The organism is Microbacterium esteraromaticum (assembly GCF_900163815.1).
Taxonomy (GTDB): Bacteria; Actinomycetota; Actinomycetes; order Actinomycetales; family Microbacteriaceae; genus Microbacterium; species Microbacterium esteraromaticum_B.
In genome coordinates this window covers 93,224-112,973 of the sequence record NZ_FUKO01000020.1, presented here as the reverse complement: position 1 = coordinate 112,973, position 19,750 = coordinate 93,224, and the positions used below count along the sequence as shown (strand labels likewise).

The following is a 19,750-nucleotide window of genomic DNA, read 5'->3' as shown; positions in this document are numbered from 1 at the left end:
TTGCGGGGTGGCGAAAGTTGATTCAACCTGGGGTTTAAGCTTTGGCCCGAATCTTCGTTCGAATGTCGGTGGCCTTCAGTTGAATAGTAGGTATGAACAGCGTTGTCGATCGGCTCGAGTATCTGCAGGCGGAATTCGCCGCCGTGCTCGGCGAGGCGTTCGCGTGTGAAGAGATCGCCGACCTGCCAGACGACGAGGTGATGCGCCTGCTCGACGTGACGGGCGGCGTGCAACGCACGATCGATGCCGCACAGGTCGAGGCGACCGCGCAGGTGCGTGAACGGTCAGAGGGTCTTCGCGCGGAGCGTCTGACGTCGACCTACGGATGCAGCACCCCCGCCGACCTGTTGGCCATGGTGCTGCGCATCGACCGGTCGCGGGCGCGTCGCCTGGTGAAGGCCGCCGGGTGCGGCGCGCGGACTCGCGGGATCACCGATGGTGCGTTCCTGCCGGCCCGTTTCGAGCAGCTGCGTCTCGCCCTGAACGAGGGGGCGATCGGCATCGACGGCTTTCTTGCGGCGACCGGCCCGCTCGAGAACAGTCGCGGACGCATCGCGCACGAGACACGCGTCGAGGCAGACCGGCAGCTCGCGGCATTCGCCCGCGGAGACCACGGCGAGGCGGATGCTGAGGCAGGTGCCCGCGTTGCGCCCGCGCCGACTCCGGATGAGCTTGCGCAACTTTCCCATGTACTCGTGGCATACCTCGACCCTGACGGCGCAGAACCTTCAGACGGTGCCGCAAGCCACGAGCGCGGTCTCTGGATGGGCGCGGTGCGTCATGGCCGCGTACCGCTGCGCGGCGAACTGCTGCCTGAGGTTGCTGCGCAGCTCAATCGTCTTCTGGACAGCCTGCTGAATCCGCGCGTCGGCCCGGTGGCAACGCCTGATGGCGTGCACTTCGTGGACTCGGCTGACGCTCAGGGCGAGGAGTCTCTCGCACCCATCGACGACCGCACCCGCCCGCAGAAGATGCACGACACGTTCGCGACGATCTTGATGGCCGCAGCCCGTGGCGGTGAGCTGCCCGACCTCGGAGGAGCGGCACCGACGCTGCTCGTCACGGTCTCAGCATCCGACTACGCCGTAGGCAGCGGCTGGGCGCACGTCGATGGGGCCGATGCTCCCGTGCCGATGCGTGTCGCGGCGCAGGTCGGCTGTGCGGGCGGCATCCAGCGGGTGCTGTTCGACGATCGCGGACGCATCGTCGGCCTGGGGATCTCGGCCCGCATCTTCAATTCTCTGCAACGGCGTGCCATCATCGCCCGCGATGGCGGCTGCATCGTTCCCGGCTGCACGATTCCCGCGACCTGGTGCGAAATCCACCATGTCGAAGACCATGCCCGCGGCGGGCCGACCCACACCGACAATGGCGTCGCGCTCTGCTGGCATCACCACCGCACGCTGCATCTGTCTGCCTGGCAGGTCCGCATGCGACACGGGACGCCAGAGATCCGAGGACCCGGATGGTGGGACCGCGAGCGTCGCTGGCGACCAACGGGGCGACGCGCGCCGCTCAGATCCAGCCGGGCAGCCAGGTATGGATGAGCCAGAAGTTGTATGGCACGCTCACGCCCGTCCAGACCGGATAGAAGAACACCGAGATCAGGACGGTGACGATCAGGTAGACGGCGACGGTCCGCTGACCGGCTTGTCTGCGATGCAGCGGCTCTGTCGATCGGCCCGCGAGCTCGCGGAGGGCGACGGCCAGCGCGATCACGACGAAAGGCATCATTGCGATCGTGTAGAACTGGAAGATCGTCCGCTCGGGGAACAGCAGCCACGGCACGTAGGTGGCCAGCAGGCCCACCAGTGCGAAGGTGTACGTGGCGCCGACAGACTGACGCTCGATCAGCCCGCGAATGAACCGGTACAGCAGATACACGCACGCCGCGACGCCCCCGTACCAGATCAGCGGGTTCGGCACCGACGAGATCACGGCGATGCAGTGGTCCGTACCGCACGGCGTCGGATCATCGCCCACCCAGATAGCAGTCGGACGCAGCAGCAGCGGCCACTGCCACGCCGGACTGGCATAGGGGTGCGGACTGTCGAGTCCGACGTGGAAGCCCAGCATCGAGGAATGGTAGTTCCACAGGGCGATCAGCGGGTTCGCATCCGACTGCCGGTCGTAGCCTCCGGCCGTCACCAGCCAGCCCGTCCAGGAGATGAGATAGGTGAGAAAAGCGGGGCCCACCAGCAGCAGGAACGACGCCGGGCCCTGGCGAAACGCAGCATCCGTCGGCCAGAGCAGAATGCGGGCCCGCCGCCGGGCCAGCGCATCGGTGACGACGACGTACAAGCCGAACACGGCCAGCGCGTACAAGCCCGACCACTTCACAGCCGATGCGGCGCCGAGGGCCACCCCCGCCGCGATCAGCCACGGTCTCGCCCAGAGCACGGGGCCGGTGATCCGCAGGTTCGGGGGCTCGTCGTCGGCCCTGCCAGCATCCGCCGACATCGTATCGGCCAGCACCGCGTCGATTTTCGGGATCGTGCGGTTTCGGTCCAGCAGTGCGAACAGGAATCCCAGCGCGATGAAGAAGGTGAGGATGCCATCGAGAAGAGCGATGCGGCTCATCACGATCCCGAGGCCGTCAATGGCGAGCAGGCCACCGGCGATCGTGCTGACCGTGCGCGAGCGCGTGAGCTGCAGCGTGATGAGGTAGACCAGCAGCACGGTGAGCGAACCGAGGACCGCGGTCGTGAAGCGCCAGCCGAAGCTCGATCCCGGACCCATCAAGACCATGCCGAGTCCGATGATCCACTTTCCCAACGGCGGATGCACCACGTACGAGGCCGTCGTCTGCAGTGCTGAGACACCGCCGTCGGGCAGCGCGGCATCGGCCCCATCGCCCCATTTGGCCTCGTAGCCGAAGTTCCACAGTGACCACGAGTCTTTGACGTAGTACGTCTCGTCGAACATGATCTCGTGCGGATGCCCGAGGTTCACCAGCCGGAGAACCATCGCCAGCATCGTGATGGCCACAGGGGCGAGCCACGCCAGCATCCGCGCTCTCGAGCCACTTGCCATCACCCGGTCTCGCAACCGCTCCCACAGCGTCATGCGCGCATCCAGCGGCGGCAGCGGGGCAGGGGGCAGGCTCACCAGCCCAGCCTAGGCAATCACCCCGGGTGCTCACCTGAATCGCGCCGCCTAAGCTGGTCGAATGATCATCCTCGCGGCAACCCCGATCGGTAATCTGGGCGACGCATCGCGCAGGCTCATCGAAGTGCTCGAGAACGCCGAAGTGGTCGCGGCTGAAGACACCCGCACCACCCAGCGGCTGCTGCGCGCGTTGAACATCGAGAACCGTCCGCGGTTGATCGCCCTGCACGACCACAACGAGAAGCACAAGGCAGCCGAGCTCGCCGCCCTCGCCGTCGATCAGGACATCGTGGTCGTGAGCGACGCCGGAATGCCGGCCGTGAGCGATCCCGGCTACGGCCTGGTCGCCGCCGCGGTCGACGCCGGTGCGACAGTCACAGCGATTCCCGGCCCGAGCGCCGTGCTGATGGCGCTGGCGATCTCCGGTATGCCCACCGATCGCTTCACCTTCGAGGGCTTCTTGCCGCGCAAGTCAGGGGAGCGGAGCCAGACGCTGCGGATGCTGGCATCCGAACCGCGCACGATGATCTTCTTCGAGTCTCCCTCGCGTCTCGCCGCGTCTCTTGCCGATATGGGTGCTGCTTTCGGTGACGATCGCCGCATTGCGGTGTGCCGTGAACTCACCAAGCTCTACGAAGAGGTGCGTCGCGGCACGGCTGCCGAACTCGTGGCCTGGGCTGAGGCCGGAGTCAAGGGCGAGATCGTCGTCGTGGTCGAAGGCGCGGCTCCTCTCGCGGTCTCCGCCGACGATGCACTCGCACAGGTGCAGGCTCTCGTGGCATCCGGCACGCGTCTGAAAGACGCCTGCGCCGAGGTCGCATCCGCCACCGGCCTCAGCTCCCGCGATCTCTACCAGGCCGCGCTCGCCGCCCGTTGATGCCCGCTGATGCCCGTCCCTCCCGCCGAGTGCACGGGAACTCGATGCGAACAGCCCGTGCACTCGGCAGCAACCGGTGCACTCGGCGAATGGGGGTGGCGTGAAGGACGTTCGCATCGGCGCTGCCTATGACGCGCGGGCCCTCGAGACGTACTGCGACCCTATTCGTCGCTGAAGTCTTCGGCCAGGATGCGGTCGACGCCTTCGGGGCGGATCCGGCTGTGCGCGGCAATGCTGTTCGCCGTCATGCCTGACGCATGCAGACCGTGCACCAGAGGAGCGACCACACCGGCAATCACATGAGGATCGGCGGGCCGTGATCCGAATCTCGCGAGCGTACGTTCAAGCTCCGCCAGCAGCGCCGCCTGCTCGACCGTAGGTCGAACGGGAGGAGAAGCCAGATCGATCACCCAGTCGGGCTCGTCACTGGCATCCATGCACAGAGCATCCCACGACGTCTCTTCCAAACCCCGCGCTCGCCGCCACTCGTCGCTGAGTGCACGGCTTCCCGTCGAGTGCACGGCTAGTTCGCGCGCGCATCCCGTGCGCTCGACGAGATCCCGTGCACTCGACAAGCTCCCGCGGCGAAGACGCAGCACCAGTCACGGGGCAACCCGCCATCCGCTTCCGGCCTAGAATCGACAGCATGCCCGCTGGCGAATCTTTCTACATCACCACGCCCATCTACTACCCGTCCGATGTCCCGCATATCGGCCACGGGTACACGACGGTGGCCGTCGACACGCTGTCGCGCTGGCACCGACAGGCGGGCGATGACACCTGGATGCTCACCGGCACCGATGAGCACGGCCAGAAGATGCTGCGTGCGGCCGCTGCGAACGGCGTCACCCCGCAGGAGTGGGTCGACAAGCTGGTCGGCGAGGCCTGGTTCCCGCTGCTGGAGACTCTCGATGTCGCGAACGACGACTTCATCCGCACCACTCAGGAGCGCCACGAGAAGAACGTGCAGGTGTTCTTCCAGCGCCTCTACGACCGCGGCTACATCTACGCCGGCGAGTACGAGGCGCTGTACTGCGTGGGCTGCGAGGAGTTCAAGCCCGACTCCGAGATCGTGGACGGCACTGGCCCCTTCGAGGGACTGAAGGTCTGCGCGATCCATTCCAAGCCTCTGGAGCTGCTGCAGGAGAAGAACTACTTCTTCAAGCTGAGCGAGTTCCAGGATCGGCTGCTCGAGCTGTACAAGACGCAACCCGACTTCGTGCGCCCGGATTCGGCGCGCAACGAGGTCATCTCCTTCGTGTCACAGGGTCTGAAGGACCTCTCCATCTCCCGCTCGACCTTCGACTGGGGCATCCCGCTGCCGTGGGACGAGTCGCACGTCATCTACGTGTGGGTCGATGCGCTGCTGAACTATGCCACGGCGGTCGGCTACGGCTCGGACGAGGACACCTTCCAGCAGCGCTGGCCGGCGTACCACGTGGTCGGCAAGGACATCCTGCGCTTCCACGCCGTGATCTGGCCCGCACTGCTGATGGCTGCGGGGCTCGACGTGCCCAAGGGCGTCTTCGCCCACGGCTGGCTGCTCGTCGGCGGCGAGAAGATGTCGAAGTCGAAGCTCACCGGCATCGCGCCGACCGAACTCACCGACGTGTTCGGCTCGGACGCCTATCGCTACTACTTCCTGTCGGCGATCGCGTTCGGTCAGGACGGCTCGTTCTCGTGGGAGGACTTCGCCGCCCGCTACCAGTCCGAGCTCGCCAACGGCTTCGGAAACCTCGCCTCGCGCACGATCGCCATGATCGAGAAGTACTTCGACGGTGTCGTCCCCGAGGCGTCGGAGTACACCGAGCAGGATCTCGAGGTGCAGAAGATCGTCGCGGATGCCGCCACGGCAGCGGATGCTGCGGTCGAGCACTTCCGACTCGACGAAGCCATCGACGCGATCTGGACGATCGTCGACCGGCTGAACCACTACATCACCGAGAACGAGCCGTGGGCGCTCGCCCGCGACGAGAATCAGCGCGCACGCCTGAGCACGGTTCTGTACACATGTGCCGAGGGGCTTCGCGCGCTCGCCGTGCTGCTCTCGCCGGTGATGCCGCAGTCGACCGCGAAGCTGTGGAGCGCACTCGGCGTCGAGGAGTCCCTCGGCGCGCTGGCTTCCCAGCCGATCCGCGATGCCGGCACCTGGGGTGCTCTCAGCCCCGGAACACACGTGTCGACGCTCGCTCCGCTGTTCCCGCGGGTGGAGCAGACCGCCTGAGGCCCGTGTGATGGCTGACACCTACGTGCGCGAACGCTCGACCGAAGGGCGCAAGAACGTCCGCTACCCGGCGGCGCCCGAGCCGCTCACGATCCCGGTGTACGACAACCATGCGCACCTCGAGATCACCGACGGCGATGATCCGCTGTCGCTGACCGAACAGCTTGACCGTGCGCAGGCGGTCGGCATCGCGGGGGTCGTGCAGGCTTCGGGAGATATCGAGTCCTCGCGATGGGCGGTGGATGCCGCAGCATCCGACGCCCGGGTGCTCGCCGCTGTCGCGATCCATCCCAACGATGCGCCGATCTACAAAGCAGACGGCCGCCTCGACGACGCGATCGCCGTCATCGACGAGCTCGCCGCTCATCCGCGCACCCGGGCGATCGGCGAGACGGGCCTCGACTACTTCCGCACCGACGAGCCCGGCCGCCCCGCGCAGCACGAATCCTTCGAGGCGCACATCGCGCTGGCGAAGAAGCACGGCATCGCGATGCAGATCCACGACCGCGAGGCGCACGACGACGTCCTCGAGACGCTGGTGCGCGTCGGCGCCCCGGACACGACGGTCTTCCACTGCTTCTCGGGTGATGACGCGATGGCCCGCACCGCAGCGGATGCCGGGTACTACCTCTCCTTCGCGGGCAACGTCACGTTCAAGAACGCGCAGAACCTGCGCGACGCCCTGCAGGTCACCCCGCTCGACCGCATCCTCGTCGAGACCGATGCGCCGTTCCTGACGCCGGTGCCGCTGCGCGGACGGCCTAACGCCCCGTATCTCGTGCCGATCACCGTGCGGTTCATGGCCGCCGAGCTCGGGCTCGAGGTCGATGAGCTGTGCACGCAACTCGCCGCGAACACGCTCGCGGTCTACGGCTCGTTCGGCTGAGTCTCGTTCGGCTGGCCTGTCAGCGCCAGCGGGGCCGTTCCGCCAGCTGTGGATCCTAAGCCCGCGCCGACATGCGGGAGAATGGACGAATGACTGTCACTTTGCTCGGCGCCACCGAGATCCGCCGACTCGCCGCCGAGCTCGACGTCACCCCCACCAAGAAGCTGGGGCAGAACTTCGTCGTCGACGCGAACACGGTGCGCAAAATCGTGCACGCGGCCGCCGTGCAACCGGGGGAACGGGTCGTGGAGATCGGGCCCGGACTCGGGTCGCTGACGCTGGCGATCCTCGAGACGGGGGCCGCGGTGACCGCCGTCGAGATCGATCATCGACTTGCCGCGCGGCTGCCGCAGACCGCGGCAGAGCACGGCGTGCCCGAGGGGGCGCTCACGATCGTCGACGCGGATGCGCTGCGCGTCACCGAGCTGCCCGGTGACCCGACGATTCTGGTCGCGAACCTGCCCTACAACGTCTCGGTTCCCGTGCTGCTGCACTTTCTGGAGACCTTCCCGACCCTGCAGCGCGGCGTCGTGATGGTGCAGGCCGAGGTCGCCGAGCGGATCGCGGCGAAGCCCGGGTCGAAGATCTACGGCACCCCCAGTGTGAAAGCCGCCTGGTACGGCCCGTGGCGACTGTGCGGGACGGTTTCACGGCAGGTGTTCTGGCCGGTGCCGAACGTCGACAGCCTGCTGGTCGGTTTCGTGCGCGACGCCGAGCCGCGGGGGAGCGAAGACGAGCGCCGTCGCACGTTCCAGATCGTGGATGCCGCGTTCAACCAACGCCGCAAGATGCTTCGTCAGGCGCTTTCCGGCATCTTCGGCAGTTCTTCGGCGGCATCCGAAGTGCTCGAGTCAGCCGGCGTCGCCCCCACCGCACGCGGCGAGGATCTCACGGTCGACGATTACCACCGCATCGCGCTCGTCGCGCCCTGAGCTAGCCTGGCATCGTGACTGATGCGCGCTTCAACCCCGACGTTCCCGAGATCCACCGCCCCTATGCGGCAGCCGCCGACCGCTACCAGCGGTTCGCCTACCGACAGGTGGGGACATCCGGGCTTTATCTGCCGCCGATCTCGCTGGGGCTGTGGTGGAACTTCGGCGACAACATTCCCCTCGATAACCAGCGCGAGCTGCTGCGGCACGCTTTCGACAACGGCATCACCCACTTCGACCTGGCGAACAACTACGGCCCGCCGTATGGCTCGGCCGAGAAGAACTTCGGGCGCATCTTCGCCGAGGACTTCGCGCCCTACCGCGACGAGCTGATCATCTCATCGAAGGCCGGCTGGGACATGTGGCCCGGCCCGTACGGAGACCTCGGCAGCCGCAAGTACATCTTGGCCAGTGCCGAGCAGTCGCTCACCCGCATGGGGCTCGACTACGTCGACCTCTTCTACTCGCACCGCGTCGATGCGGTCACCCCCATCGAGGAGACCATCGGGGCGCTGGACACTCTCGTCCGCCAGGGCAAGGCACTCTACGTCGGAATCTCGTCGTACAGTGCCGAGCGCACCGAGGCGGCGCTCGCGGTCGCGCGGGACCTCGGAACACCGCTGGTGATCCACCAGCCGTCGTACTCGATCCTCAACCGCTGGGTCGAGGACGGGCTCACCGACGTGCTGCGCAGCGACGGCATGGGAGCCATCGCCTTCACGCCGCTCGCGCAGGGGCTGCTGACCGACAAGTACCTCGGCGACGGCACCGCGCAGCGCGCCCAGAAGCGTGGGTCGCTGCCTGATCGGCCGGTATCGGAAGAAGGGCTGGAGACGCTGCGCGGTCTCAACGACATCGCGGCGGAGCGCGGACAGTCGCTCGCCCAGCTGGCGCTGCAGTGGACTCTGCGTGACCCGGTGGTCGCGTCGGCGCTGATCGGCGCCTCTCGTCCTGAGCAGCTCGATGAGAACATCGCGGCAGTGAACGGACCGGAGTTCACAGAAGAGGAGCTCACGGCGATCGATGCGCTCTCGCACGGCATCGATGTGAACCTGTGGGCCGTCTCGTCGGATCTGTGAGCGGCGCATGAGCATGGCGTACCGATCGGATGCCGTGCACGTGCGTGCCCCGGGCAAGATCAACGTCTACCTGGGCGTCGGTCACCCGCACGACGACGGATATCATTCGCTGGCGACCGTCTTCCAGGCCGTGTCGCTGTTCGAGGACGTCTACGCCTATCCCTCAGACGATTTCTCGCTGGAAGTCACCGGCGACGTCGACGTGTCTGACGTGCCGACCGACGACCGCAACCTCGCCATGCGCGCTGCCAAGATGCTCGCGCAGGCGACGGGCGTCGACGCGGGCGTGCACCTGGTGATCCGCAAGGGCGTTCCGGTGGCGGGTGGCATGGGTGGCGGCTCGGCGGATGCTGCGGCGGCTCTCGTCGCCTGCGATGCGCTCTGGGGCACAGACGTCGGCTCTCGAGGGCTGCACGAGCTGGCAGCCAGGCTGGGGGCCGACGTGCCGTTCACACTGCATGGCGGCACCGCCATCGGCGCAGGACGGGGTGACGAGCTCACACCGGCACTCGCTCGCGGGCGGTTCGATTGGGTGCTGGTCACCAGCGATCAGGGGCTGTCAACGCCGGAGATCTATCGGAGCCTGGATCGCCTGCGGGGTTTCGGAGATGCTGTGGCGGAGGATCCGCCGCTCTCACTTGATGTGCCCGTCGGCGTGCTGCAAGCGCTGCGTGCAGGCGACGCGCACGAGCTCGCCCCCGTCATGCACAACGACCTCGAACGCGCTGCTGTGCTCGATCGTCCCGACCTCGAGCTGGCTCTCGCTGACGGGGTGCGTCTCGGCGCTCTGAGCGGAATCGTGTCGGGCTCAGGTCCGACCATCGCATTTCTATGCGCCGACCCGGAGGCCGCGCGTGCGCTGCAGCAGGAGCTGCGCGCAACGGGGCGTGAGGCGCTGCATGTGCACGGGCCGGTGCACGGAGCGCAACTCATGCTGTGAAGGTTCGTCACGCGCGGGGGCGCCCACCCGGCCAGACAGCCCCCCTCGAGCCTTCCGGTTCCCCAACCGGTGCTCAAGAGGGGCAAGCAACCACGAGAAAAATGACTGCTCTGACCTACGGAATTTGACTGAGCACCCCAGATGCTCAGCTTCGTAGCCCCAGCTACTGAATCGACACTAGTGCCCCGCGGGCGTGTCCCCCATATGGGGGACACGAGAAATCGCTGAGACTTTGCTGAGTGTTTGCGAATCGGCGCGGAGCAGAGCGTTTTCAGCTGTGTCTCCAAGAGGTGCACCCACGTCAGGATGACGGTGAATCCGATCGCTTCGAACAGTGTCAGGTTGATCAGCCCCAGCGTCATCGCGCCGATGCTCGCAAGCATCACGATGCACGACACCACAGCGAGGATGCTGAGCATGCGCGAAAGCGAGCGCAGAAACACGCGGTGCGTGACCAGCAGACAGGCGAACGAGCCGAGCATCGTCATCGAGGCGTTGTCGTGTGCGGTCTTGTCTACCGAGAGCGGGAACACGCCGATCGCCGCCAGGCTGATCCCAAGGGTTGTGACGAAGAAGGGCGTCACGTGAGCGGCGCCCCGGAGCGACGCCTCGGGGAGCGTTGACAAACTGAGCAGCCGGATCCGCATGGTGACGGCGGATGCAACGATCACTCCCCCGGCGACGATCAGACCGCCATTGAACAGAGCGCTGGCCAGATCGTCGGTCGTGCCGAGCTGGCTGAAGTACAGCCGCCACCATTCGGTTTCAGTCGTGGTGAACGTCGCCCCGAGAATCCCGGCGCACAGGATGATCCCGGCCGTGAGAGTCAAAGAGGCTCTTGATGAGGGGCTCATGGCCTGTCCTGTCGCCATACGCCCGGTGCTGGTGGACGAGTGGAGTCCCTCACTCGAGCGTGCATCTGCCGCGGAAATGCAGAAAACCCGCTGGTCACAGCCAGTCTACTGCCAGCTCACGATACGGCTAGCCTGGGTAGGACATGGCACATCTTCTCGGGGCCGAAGGCCTCCATCTCGAATACCCCACCAAGGTCGTCTTCAACTCGGTCACGATCGGCGTCGAGGAGGGCGATCGCATCGGTATCGTCGGCCGCAACGGCGACGGCAAATCCAGTCTGCTGGGCATGCTCGCCGGTCTTCGCGAAGCCGATGGCGGCCGCGTCACGAAGCGCTCGGGCACGACGATCGGCGTCCTCGACCAAGCCGATACGCTCGATGACTCTCTGACTGTGGCCAGCGCCGTCGTCGGTGATACCCCCGAGTACGTGTGGGCGGGCGACGCGAAAGTGCGAGATGTCATCGCCGGGCTCGTATCCGATCTGGAGTGGGAAGCCTCTGTGTCATCCCTCAGCGGCGGTCAGCGCCGGCGGGTGGCGCTGGCGAAGCTGCTCACCGGCGACTGGGATATCATCGCGCTCGACGAGCCGACGAACCACCTGGATGTCGAGGCGATCACCTGGCTCGCCGGGCACCTGAAGACCCGCTGGGCCAAGAACTCCGGTGCGCTGCTCGTCGTCACACACGACCGCTGGTTCCTCGATGAGATCTGCACGGCCACCTGGGAGGTGCACGACCGCACCGTAGAGCCGTTCGAAGGCGGGTACGCCGCATACATCCTCCAGCGAGTGGAGCGCGACCGGATGGCGGCCGCCTCCGAAGCCAAGCGGCAGAACCTGGCGCGCAAGGAGCTCGCCTGGCTGCGCCGCGGAGCCCCTGCTCGCACAGCGAAGCCGAAGTTCCGCATCGATGCGGCGAACGCGCTGATCGAAGATGTGCCGCCGATCCGCGACACGGTCTCGCTGCAGTCTCTCGCCGTCTCCCGCCTGGGCAAGGACGTCGTCGATCTGCTCGATGCCGGTGTCACCTACCCGGCCACCGAAGCCACCGCGGAGCGCGCCGTGCTTCGTGACATCGAATGGCGGATCGCCCCGGGTGAGCGCACCGGCATCCTCGGCGTCAACGGAGCGGGCAAGTCGACGCTTCTCGGCCTCGTCGCCGGCACGGTCGAGCCGACCAGCGGTCGAGTCAAGCGCGGCAAGACAGTGCAGGTGCGCACGCTTACTCAGCGAATCGATGAGCTGGAGCAGCACTGGAACGACCCGGTGCGCACAGTGATCAACGGTTTGCGCACGTCCTACACATTCGGCGCCGGCTCGAAGGCGCAGGAGCTCACACCCGGGCAGCTGCTCGAGCAGCTGGGGTTCACCTCGGTGCAGCTGTCGACACGGGTCAAAGAGCTCTCGGGTGGTCAGCAGCGTCGGCTGCAACTGCTGCTCGTGCTGCTGGATCAGCCGAACGTGCTGATCCTCGATGAGCCGACCAACGACATGGACACGGATATGCTCGCGGCCATCGAAGATCTGCTGGACTCCTGGCCGGGCACGCTCCTCATCGTGAGCCACGATCGCTACTTCGTCGAGCGCGTCACCGACCAGCAGTACGCGGTGATGGGCGGCAGGCTTCGGCATCTCCCGGGCGGTATCGACGAGTACCTGCGACTGCGAGCGTTGGAGCAGGCAGGGGGGCAGTCGGCCGCGCATGCCGGCACGACGAGCGCCGCTGCGGCGCCGGACGCGACGCCCGGGCTGGACGGTGCCGCGCGTCGCGCGGTCGAGAAGGAGCTCGCCGCGCTGGAGCGCAAGATGCAGAAGCTGAATCAGAAGATCGACAGCGCAAAACGCGCGCTCGCTGATCACGATCAGGCCGACTACGCCGGCCTGGGGGAGCGGATGCAGAAGATTCAGGCGCAGCAGGATGAGGTCGAAGGGCTCGAGCTGCGCTGGTTCGAACTGAGCGAAGAACTGGGCTGAGCTTTCCTCGAACCGTCTGCTGACGCCGACCGGCTGCTCACGTCGACCGGTTGACTTTCTGTCGGACTCCGATAAGCAAGTTGCTTGTGGCAAGCAACTATAACGACGACGGCACACTCGCCGAAGCCTCCGTGGGGCCCAAAGACGCGGGCATGATCCTGCTCGAAGTGGTGCATACCCTGCGCGCCTTCCGCGTCGCCGGTCAGCACCAGGGTCGTCACGCGATCGCGGGTACGCAGGTCGGCGTTCTGCACTGTCTCACCCGCGACGATGCCCGTGTGAGCGACATCGCGAAGCAGCTCGTGATGTCGACTTCCGTGGTCTCGCGGGCCGTGGAGACGCTGGAGCACGATGGACTGGTGCGGCGTCGAAGCGACCAGGCCGACGGGCGAGCGTCGGTGATATCTCTCACCGAGAAGGGGAGAGCAGACCTCGCCCAGCGCTATCAATACGTCTCCGAGCGATTCGCGACGGGTCTGCAGGACTGGACTCCCGCGGAGAAGGAAGATGCACTGCGCATTCTGCAGCGGCTCAATACCAACCTCGATCAGCTCACCGAAGTACTCGTATCCGACGAGAGGGATAATCACAGCGCATGACTGACACCATCACGAAAGACCCGCAGGCACTTCCACGCAAGGAAGTCATGCAGGTGATGACCGGCCTGCTGGTGGCGCTCTTCACCGCGCTGCTGTCGACCACGATCGTCTCGACGGCGCTGCCGACGATCATGGCCGACCTGGACGGCAGCCAGCGCGCGTACACGTGGGTGATCACGGCCAGCCTGCTCATGATGACCGTGAGCACTCCGATCTGGGGCAAGCTCTCTGACCTCTTCGACAAGAAGCTGATGGTGCAGCTCACCATCGTGCTGTTCATCATCGGTTCGCTGATCGCCGGGTTCACCAACTCCATCCCGATGATGCTCGGCGCACGAGTCATCCAGGGCATCTCCATGGGTGGTCTGATGGCGCTGGTGCAGTCCATCATGGGAACGATCATCTCTCCGCGGGAACGCGGCCGCTATGCCGGATACATGGGCGGCGTGATGGGGATCGCGACCGTATCCGGCCCGCTTCTGGGCGGTGTCATCACCGACACGCTGGGGTGGCGCTGGACCTACTTCATCTGCATCCCGCTTGCGCTGGTCGCACTGGTCGTCATCCAACTCAAGCTGCGGCTCCCCGCCAACCCGCCCCGCAAGATCTCGATCGATTACGTCGGTGCTGTCCTGATCGCCCTCACTGCCGCGCTGCCGATGCTGTGGCTGACGTTCGCCGGAGACATGTACGACTGGGTCTCCTGGGAATCCGCAGCGTTCGTCGGGGGCTTCATCGTGGTCGCAGCACTCGCCGTGTTCGTGGAACTCCGTGTGCCGGAGCCCATCGTGCCGATCCGACTGCTGCGCAACAACACTGCCGCGCTGATGATCGTGGCGAGCCTTGCGGTCGGTGTTGCCATGTTCGGCCCGGCGGTCTTCCTCACCCAGTACTTCCAACTCGGAAAGGGATTCTCGGCGACCGATGCCGGACTGGTGATCCTCCCGATGGTCATCTTCCAGACGCTGTCATCGACGGTCGGCGGAATCATCGTGACCCGTACCGGCCGATGGAAGCCGATCATGATCGTGGGCGGCATCCTGATGATCGCAGGTCTCGCGGGCCTGGGCATGGTTGATCACTCGACGGGATACGTGTGGGTGGCTGTGTCCATGGCGCTCACCGGCGCTGGAGTCGGCACGTTCATTCAGAACATTGTTCTCGCCGTGCAGAACACTGTCGATGTCGCCGACATCGGTTCCGCATCCGCCACGATCGCGTTCTTCCGCTCGCTCGGCGGAGCGGTCGGCGTCGCGGCCCTCGGTGCGATTCTGACAAGCCAGGTCGCCACCGAGATCAAGGAGCGGCTGGCGAAGCTGGGCGGGCCGGGGGGATCGTCCGCAGAGTTCGACGGCGGTAGCAGTCTGGATCTGTCGGCGCTGCCGACGCCGATCCAGGAAGTGATCCACAACGCCTACGCCGACGGCTTCGGAATCATCTTCCTCATCTCCGCGGTGGTCTCGGTCATCGCCGTCGTCGCCGTGCTGTTCGCGCGGGAGACGGCATTGCGCACTACGGTGAGCATGCAGCCGCAGCCCGCGACGGACAGCGCAGCCAAGGACTGACGAGGTCGAAAGCGAGAGTCTCATGCAACGGATGAATGCCTTCGTGCTCGCGAGTTCGGGAGCACACGCTCCGGAGTTCGCGAGCGTGGCGGTGCCGCAGGTCGGCGAGCGTGAGCTCCTCGTACGGATCATGGCCGTAGGGGTGGGGATCCACGACTCCTACTTTCTGCCCGGCGGTATGGCATTTCCCTTTCCGATCGGAATCGAGGCGGCGGGCATCGTGGAGGCGATCGGCGCCGGAGTCGATTCGCACAAGGTCTCTGATCGCATCGCATTCGTGAGCATGATGCAGCCCAAGGGTGGCGTCTGGGCGGAATATGCCGTCATCTCGGTCGATTCGCTGATCCTGCCGATGCCCGACGCCATGACGTTCGAGCAGGCGGCGGCCGTCCCGGTGGCGGGGAACACCGCGCTGCGTGCGCTGCGAGCGCTGACCGACCTCCCCGACGACGGCAGTCTCTTCATCGCGGGCGCATCGGGTGCGGTGGGCACGTTCGCCGTGCAACTGGCGAACCAGCGGGGGTGGGCGGTCGCAGCATCCGCGTCGCCGAGGAATCATGACTACCTGATCGAACTCGGCGCACGCCTCGCTGTCGATTATCACGAGGCCGATTGGTCCGAGGACGTGCTGCGCTGGAGCACCGACGGCGTCGACGGTGCGATCGCGATTCAGCCGAACACGACAGCGAGCAGCATGCGCGTCGTGAAGAGCGGCGGTGCTGTCGTCACGGTCTCGGCAGACCAGGTCGAGTCTGCAGGCGGCGTGCACGTCACCGGCCTCGCCTACGGTGCGGACGTGCGCTCTGAACTGGACGCGCTCATGGACGACATCATGACCGACAGGATCACGCTCAAGATCGAGCAAGTCTACCCGTTCGCCGAAGCTGATCGGGCGCTGGCGAAGGTGCAGACGCGACGCGCGCGGGGAAAGATCGTTCTCTCGCTGAGTGCGTAGCGCCCTCGTGCTGTGACCTTGTGTGACGCCTGATTGGTCGCGCCCAGAGCGGCCCGCTTACCGTTGCGGAGTCCCCTTCTGAAAGAAAGATCTGCAATGTCACGCCGTACTGCCTCCCTCCTCGCCGCGCTTGCCGCGGTGCCGCTTCTCATCGCCCTCGCCGGCTGCGCGTCTTCACCCGCCGTGTCCGCCGGCGGTGACGAGAATGAGAACCCTGTCGTCCGCATCGGTGTCGTCGGAAAGAGCGACCCGCAGTGGCCCGCCTTCGTCGAGGCGGCCAAGGAGGAGGGCATCACCGTCGAGCTGATCGACTTCGCCTCTTACGAGCAGCCCAACCCCGCCCTCACGGAAGCGGAGCTGGACCTCAATCAGTTCCAGCACATCGTCTACCTGGCCGGCTACAACGTCGCCTCGGGTGAGGACCTCGTGCCGATCGGCTCCACCGGCATCTACCCTCTGGGCCTGTACTCGCAGAAGGTCGACGACGTCAAGGACATCAAGAAGGGCGAGACCGTTCTCGTTCCTGATGATGCCTCCAACCAGGCGCGCGCGCTGCTCGTGCTGCAGTCCGCCGGGCTCATCGAGCTGAAGAGCGGCGGCACGATCTTCTCCGACCTCGCCGATATCGACGAGGCGAAATCCAAGGTCAAGGTCACCGCGCTCGAGGCAGCGCTGATCCCCAATTCGCTGCCCGATGCGGCTGCCGCGATCATCAACAACGACTTCGTCACCCAGGCGGGGCTGAAGTTCGAAGACGCCATCGCGCAGGATGACCCTTCCGACGCGAACGCGCTGCCGTACGTGAACATCTTCGCCGCGCGGGCCTCCGACAAGGACAACGAGACCTACCTCACGCTCGTCGACATCTTCCAGAACGACGACGCCGTGCAGAAGGGGCTCGCCGAGGCATCCGGCAACACGATCGTCTCGCTGAAGACGCCGGTTGCCGACCTGGAGGCCTCGTTGAAGAAGGTCGAGAAGGACACCGAAGCGCAGGGCTGATAGCCCGCGCAGCAGATTGCGAGGTGAATCGGGCGCTGCGCCTTCCGCGCCGCCCGATTCCGACGCCCACAGAGAGATACACCATGCCCATCGTGGCCCTCACCGACGTCACGAAGACGTACCCGCCGACTGCCAAGGGAGCCAGTTCCGTGACCGCGGTCGACACCGTGTCGCTGGAGGTCGAGCGCGGAGATGTCTTCGGCATCATCGGCTACTCCGGTGCCGGCAAATCGACCCTCGTCCGGCTCATCAACGCGCTGGAGCCCGCTACGGGAGGTTCCATCCTCGTCGACGGCGTCGACATCACGAAGCTTTCGGAGCGCGAGCTGCGCGGAGTGCGCGGCGGCATCGGGATGATCTTCCAGCAGTTCAACCTGTTCGCCTCGAAGACGGTCAAGGCCAACATCGCCTACCCGCTCAAGCTCGCCGGCTGGTCGAAAGCCGAGATCGATGAGCGCGTCGCCGAACTGCTGGCCTTCGTGGGGCTCGCTGACAAGGCGAAGGCATATCCGGAGCAGCTCTCCGGCGGTCAGAAGCAGCGCGTCGGAATCGCACGCGCACTCGCACCCCGCCCCGCCATTCTGCTCGCCGACGAGGCGACCAGCGCCCTCGACCCTCAGACCACGCACGAAGTGCTCGCACTGCTCAAGCGAGTCAATGAAGAGCAGGGCGTGACGATCATCGTGATCACGCACGAGATGGACGTCATCCAGACCATCGCCACCACGGTCGCCGTGATGGAGAACGGCCGGGTGATCGAGCGGGGCGACGTCTTCGACGTCTTCTCCAATCCGCAGCATCCGGCCTCTCAACGCTTCGTCGGCACGATCATCAAGGGCGTCCCCTCGCCCGCCGAGAGTGCCGCGCTGCGCGCGCGGCACGATGGCCGCCTGGCCACGTTCTCATTCCGCGACGGCGACTCGTCCCAGGCGCAGGTCCTCCTCGATCTCGCCCAGGCGGGCGTGCAGTTCGAGCTCGTCTTCGGCGGCATCAACGACATCCGCGGCCGCGCCTTCGGTCACCTCACGCTCGCGATCCGAGGGACGGATGCCGCGGTAGACGCGGTCCTGCAGCAGATCGGCGCCCACACGACGGTCACCGAGCTCGGTCTCGACACGAGCATCGACCAGGAGGGAACCCGCTGATGGATCGCCTCAATGAGCTGTGGCCCGAGTTCTGGCGGGCCGCCCTCGAGACGCTGTACATGACGTCGTTCGCCCTGGTGCTCGGCGGCATTCTGGGCACGGTCATCGGTGTCGGCCTGTACGTGACCCGCCCCGGCAGTCTGCTGCACAACCGTGCGGTGAACGGGCTGCTCGAGCTGCTGGTGAACTTCTTCCGTCCAATCCCGTTCGTGATCTTCATCTTCGTGCTTCAGCCAGTCACCCGCGAGGTGGTCGGGATTGGAATCGGCACCACCGCCGGCGCTTTCGCGATCGGCATCGCCGCGGCCTTCGCTATCGGCCGCATCGTCGAGCAGCACCTGGTCTCGGTCTCACCCGGCGTTATCGAGGCTGCCCGGTCCATGGGTGCAGGACCATGGCGCATTCTCTTCACGGTCGCGATCCCCGAGTCGCTGGGGCCTCTTATCCTCGGCTACACCTTCATCGTGGTCGCACTGATCGATATGACAGCGATGGCCGGTGTGGTCGGCGGCGGCGGACTGGGCGCGTTTGCGCAGATCTACGGCTTCCGCAAGTTCGAGCCTGTCGTGATGTGGGCGGCCATCATCCTGATCGTCGTGTTCGTGCACCTCATCCAGCTGCTGGGCACCAAGCTCGCCCGCGTGATCATGCGGCGCTAGCAGGAGCCTCCTGCAGCGTGCGGTGCGTCGCGAAGTCTCTCGGCGCACCGCTCAGCGGGTCGATGAACCTCAGTTCCCGTGCCAGCAGCTGCAGTGGTTTCCCGAAGTTGTCCGGCGCCTCGGGCAGCAGCTCGGGGTAGAAGCTGTCGTTGAGGATTCCGGCGCCGAGGGCCGCGAGGTGCACGCGCAGCTGGTGCATCTTGCCGGAATGTGGACGTAGCAGCGTGTGCATCACACGGTCGTCGGCATCGATCAGCTCGACGAGCGTCTCGGAATTGGGCTCGCGTTCGGCATCCGCTCGCACGCATACGTTTCCACGCAGCTTCTCGATGTGGTTGCGGTAGACGATCGGAAACGGTTCGCCAGCCAGGGCGGGGGATGCCGCATCCCACTCGTCCGGCAGCGGTGAGACGGCCTCGTACACCTTCTCGACCTCGCGACGCTCGAAGAGTAACTGGTACGCGCCGCGGACCTCAGGTCGCACCGTGAACATCACCAGGCCTGCTGTCGCGCGATCCAGGCGATGGATCGGCGCGAGCTCGGGGAGATCGAGCTGTCTGCGCAGCCGCACCAGGGCGGAGTTCTGCAGGTACTTGCCGCCGGGCGTCGTCGGCAGGAAGTGCGGCTTGTCGGCCACCACGAGATCCCGATCCTGGTACAGCACCTGCACGTCGAAGGGGATCTCCCGCTCCACCGCCGGCTCGCGGTAGTACCAGATGAACTCGTGCGCCCCCAGCGGGGTCTCGCGGGTCAGCGCCGTGCCGTCGAGCGCGATGATCTCGCTGCGGTCGAAGCGCGCGAAGAGCAGTTCCGGGCTCAGGTGGAAGAAGCGCTCGGCCATATAGTCGCCGACAGTCGCCCACGGCCCGGTCATCGGCAGATGCAGTCGCGTCGCGCCGACACCGTCGCGCACGGGCAGCGGAGAGATCATCGCCATCAGAAAGCCATCGCC

The 19,750-nt window shown here is 66.1% G+C and carries 17 protein-coding genes and 1 pseudogene; 14 read left to right on the top strand and 4 right to left on the bottom strand.

The features are described from left to right. Positions 1 to 92 precede the first annotated feature (92 nt). Positions 93 to 1,547 (top strand): HNH endonuclease signature motif containing protein, encoded by a 1,455-nt coding sequence (locus tag FM104_RS08875; protein WP_087131470.1) that lies wholly within the window; start codon positions 93 to 95, stop codon positions 1,545 to 1,547. Here the strand turns inward: FM104_RS08875 and FM104_RS08870 are convergent. Continuing rightward, a complete protein-coding gene (locus tag FM104_RS08870; RefSeq protein WP_256971588.1) occupies positions 1,516 to 3,108 on the bottom strand; it encodes a dolichyl-phosphate-mannose--protein mannosyltransferase in 1,593 nt (530 codons plus the stop codon). The genes FM104_RS08875 and FM104_RS08870 overlap by 32 nt on opposite strands. A gap of 61 nt (positions 3,109 to 3,169) precedes the next feature. Here FM104_RS08870 and rsmI point away from each other — a divergent pair, with 61 nt between their 5' ends. Further along, on the top strand, positions 3,170 to 3,985 hold the full coding sequence (rsmI, locus tag FM104_RS08865) for a 16S rRNA (cytidine(1402)-2'-O)-methyltransferase (RefSeq protein WP_087131466.1): 816 nt from the start codon (positions 3,170 to 3,172) through the stop codon (positions 3,983 to 3,985). A 161-nt stretch (positions 3,986 to 4,146) separates the two neighbouring features. Here the strand turns inward: rsmI and FM104_RS08860 are convergent, their stop codons facing one another. Further along, entirely contained in the window at positions 4,147 to 4,422 is a 276-nt protein-coding gene (locus tag FM104_RS08860; RefSeq protein ID WP_087131463.1) for a hypothetical protein, read from the bottom strand. Positions 4,423 to 4,631: 209 nt separating this feature from the next. On the opposite strand from FM104_RS08860, the gene metG reads away from it, so the two are divergent. From metG to FM104_RS08835, 5 genes are all read left to right on the top strand, one after another. Next, positions 4,632 to 6,209 carry a methionine--tRNA ligase gene (gene metG, locus FM104_RS08855; RefSeq protein ID WP_087131460.1) on the top strand — a complete coding sequence of 526 codons (1,578 nt, stop codon included), beginning with the start codon at positions 4,632 to 4,634 and terminating at the stop codon, positions 6,207 to 6,209. A gap of 10 nt (positions 6,210 to 6,219) precedes the next feature. After that, complete coding sequence (locus FM104_RS08850; RefSeq protein ID WP_087131458.1) at positions 6,220 to 7,095, top strand: TatD family hydrolase; 876 nt, start codon at positions 6,220 to 6,222, stop codon at positions 7,093 to 7,095. An 89-nt stretch (positions 7,096 to 7,184) separates the two neighbouring features. Further along, positions 7,185 to 8,027 (top strand): 16S rRNA (adenine(1518)-N(6)/adenine(1519)-N(6))-dimethyltransferase RsmA, encoded by an 843-nt coding sequence (rsmA, locus tag FM104_RS08845; protein WP_087131455.1) that lies wholly within the window; start codon positions 7,185 to 7,187, stop codon positions 8,025 to 8,027. A gap of 14 nt (positions 8,028 to 8,041) precedes the next feature. Then, complete coding sequence (mgrA, locus tag FM104_RS08840; RefSeq protein ID WP_087131452.1) at positions 8,042 to 9,106, top strand: L-glyceraldehyde 3-phosphate reductase; 1,065 nt, start codon at positions 8,042 to 8,044, stop codon at positions 9,104 to 9,106. Between the two features lie 7 nt (positions 9,107 to 9,113). Then, the gene (locus FM104_RS08835) at positions 9,114 to 10,046 is read left to right on the top strand and encodes a 4-(cytidine 5'-diphospho)-2-C-methyl-D-erythritol kinase (protein ID WP_087131449.1); all 933 of its coding nucleotides are present in this window, start codon (positions 9,114 to 9,116) and stop codon (positions 10,044 to 10,046) included. A gap of 344 nt (positions 10,047 to 10,390) precedes the next feature. On the opposite strand, the pseudogene FM104_RS16890 reads toward FM104_RS08835, so the two are convergent. Continuing rightward, positions 10,391 to 10,900, bottom strand: a pseudogene (locus tag FM104_RS16890) (DUF998 domain-containing protein); the annotation flags it as partial. A 143-nt stretch (positions 10,901 to 11,043) separates the two neighbouring features. On the opposite strand from FM104_RS16890, the gene FM104_RS08825 reads away from it, so the two are divergent. The 7 genes from FM104_RS08825 to FM104_RS08795 all read left to right on the top strand — a co-directional run bounded on the left by FM104_RS08825 (position 11,044) and on the right by FM104_RS08795 (position 18,798). Continuing rightward, positions 11,044 to 12,873 carry an ABC-F family ATP-binding cassette domain-containing protein gene (locus FM104_RS08825; protein WP_087131446.1) on the top strand — a complete coding sequence of 610 codons (1,830 nt, stop codon included), beginning with the start codon at positions 11,044 to 11,046 and terminating at the stop codon, positions 12,871 to 12,873. Between the two features lie 86 nt (positions 12,874 to 12,959). Then, positions 12,960 to 13,472, top strand: coding sequence for a MarR family winged helix-turn-helix transcriptional regulator (locus FM104_RS08820; RefSeq protein WP_087131443.1), 513 nt, complete (start codon positions 12,960 to 12,962; stop codon positions 13,470 to 13,472). After that, entirely contained in the window at positions 13,469 to 15,037 is a 1,569-nt protein-coding gene (locus FM104_RS08815) for an MDR family MFS transporter (RefSeq protein WP_087131439.1), read from the top strand. Before FM104_RS08820 ends, FM104_RS08815 begins: the two co-directional genes overlap by 4 nt. Positions 15,038 to 15,068: 31 nt before the next feature. After that, positions 15,069 to 15,992, top strand: coding sequence for a quinone oxidoreductase family protein (locus tag FM104_RS08810; protein WP_218778565.1), 924 nt, complete (start codon positions 15,069 to 15,071; stop codon positions 15,990 to 15,992). A 96-nt stretch (positions 15,993 to 16,088) separates the two neighbouring features. After that, a complete protein-coding gene (locus FM104_RS08805; protein ID WP_087131434.1) occupies positions 16,089 to 16,994 on the top strand; it encodes a MetQ/NlpA family ABC transporter substrate-binding protein in 906 nt (301 codons plus the stop codon). Positions 16,995 to 17,077: 83 nt separating this feature from the next. After that, positions 17,078 to 18,139 (top strand): methionine ABC transporter ATP-binding protein, encoded by a 1,062-nt coding sequence (locus FM104_RS08800; RefSeq protein WP_087131431.1) that lies wholly within the window; start codon positions 17,078 to 17,080, stop codon positions 18,137 to 18,139. Continuing rightward, on the top strand, positions 18,139 to 18,798 hold the full coding sequence (locus tag FM104_RS08795) for a methionine ABC transporter permease (protein WP_087131429.1): 660 nt from the start codon (positions 18,139 to 18,141) through the stop codon (positions 18,796 to 18,798). Before FM104_RS08800 ends, FM104_RS08795 begins: the two co-directional genes overlap by 1 nt. On the opposite strand, the gene FM104_RS08790 is transcribed toward FM104_RS08795, so the two are convergent. Next, complete coding sequence (locus FM104_RS08790) at positions 18,785 to 19,729, bottom strand: pseudouridine synthase (RefSeq protein WP_218778567.1); 945 nt, start codon at positions 19,727 to 19,729, stop codon at positions 18,785 to 18,787. The genes FM104_RS08795 and FM104_RS08790 overlap by 14 nt on opposite strands. Between the last annotated feature and the right edge of the window lie 21 nt (positions 19,730 to 19,750).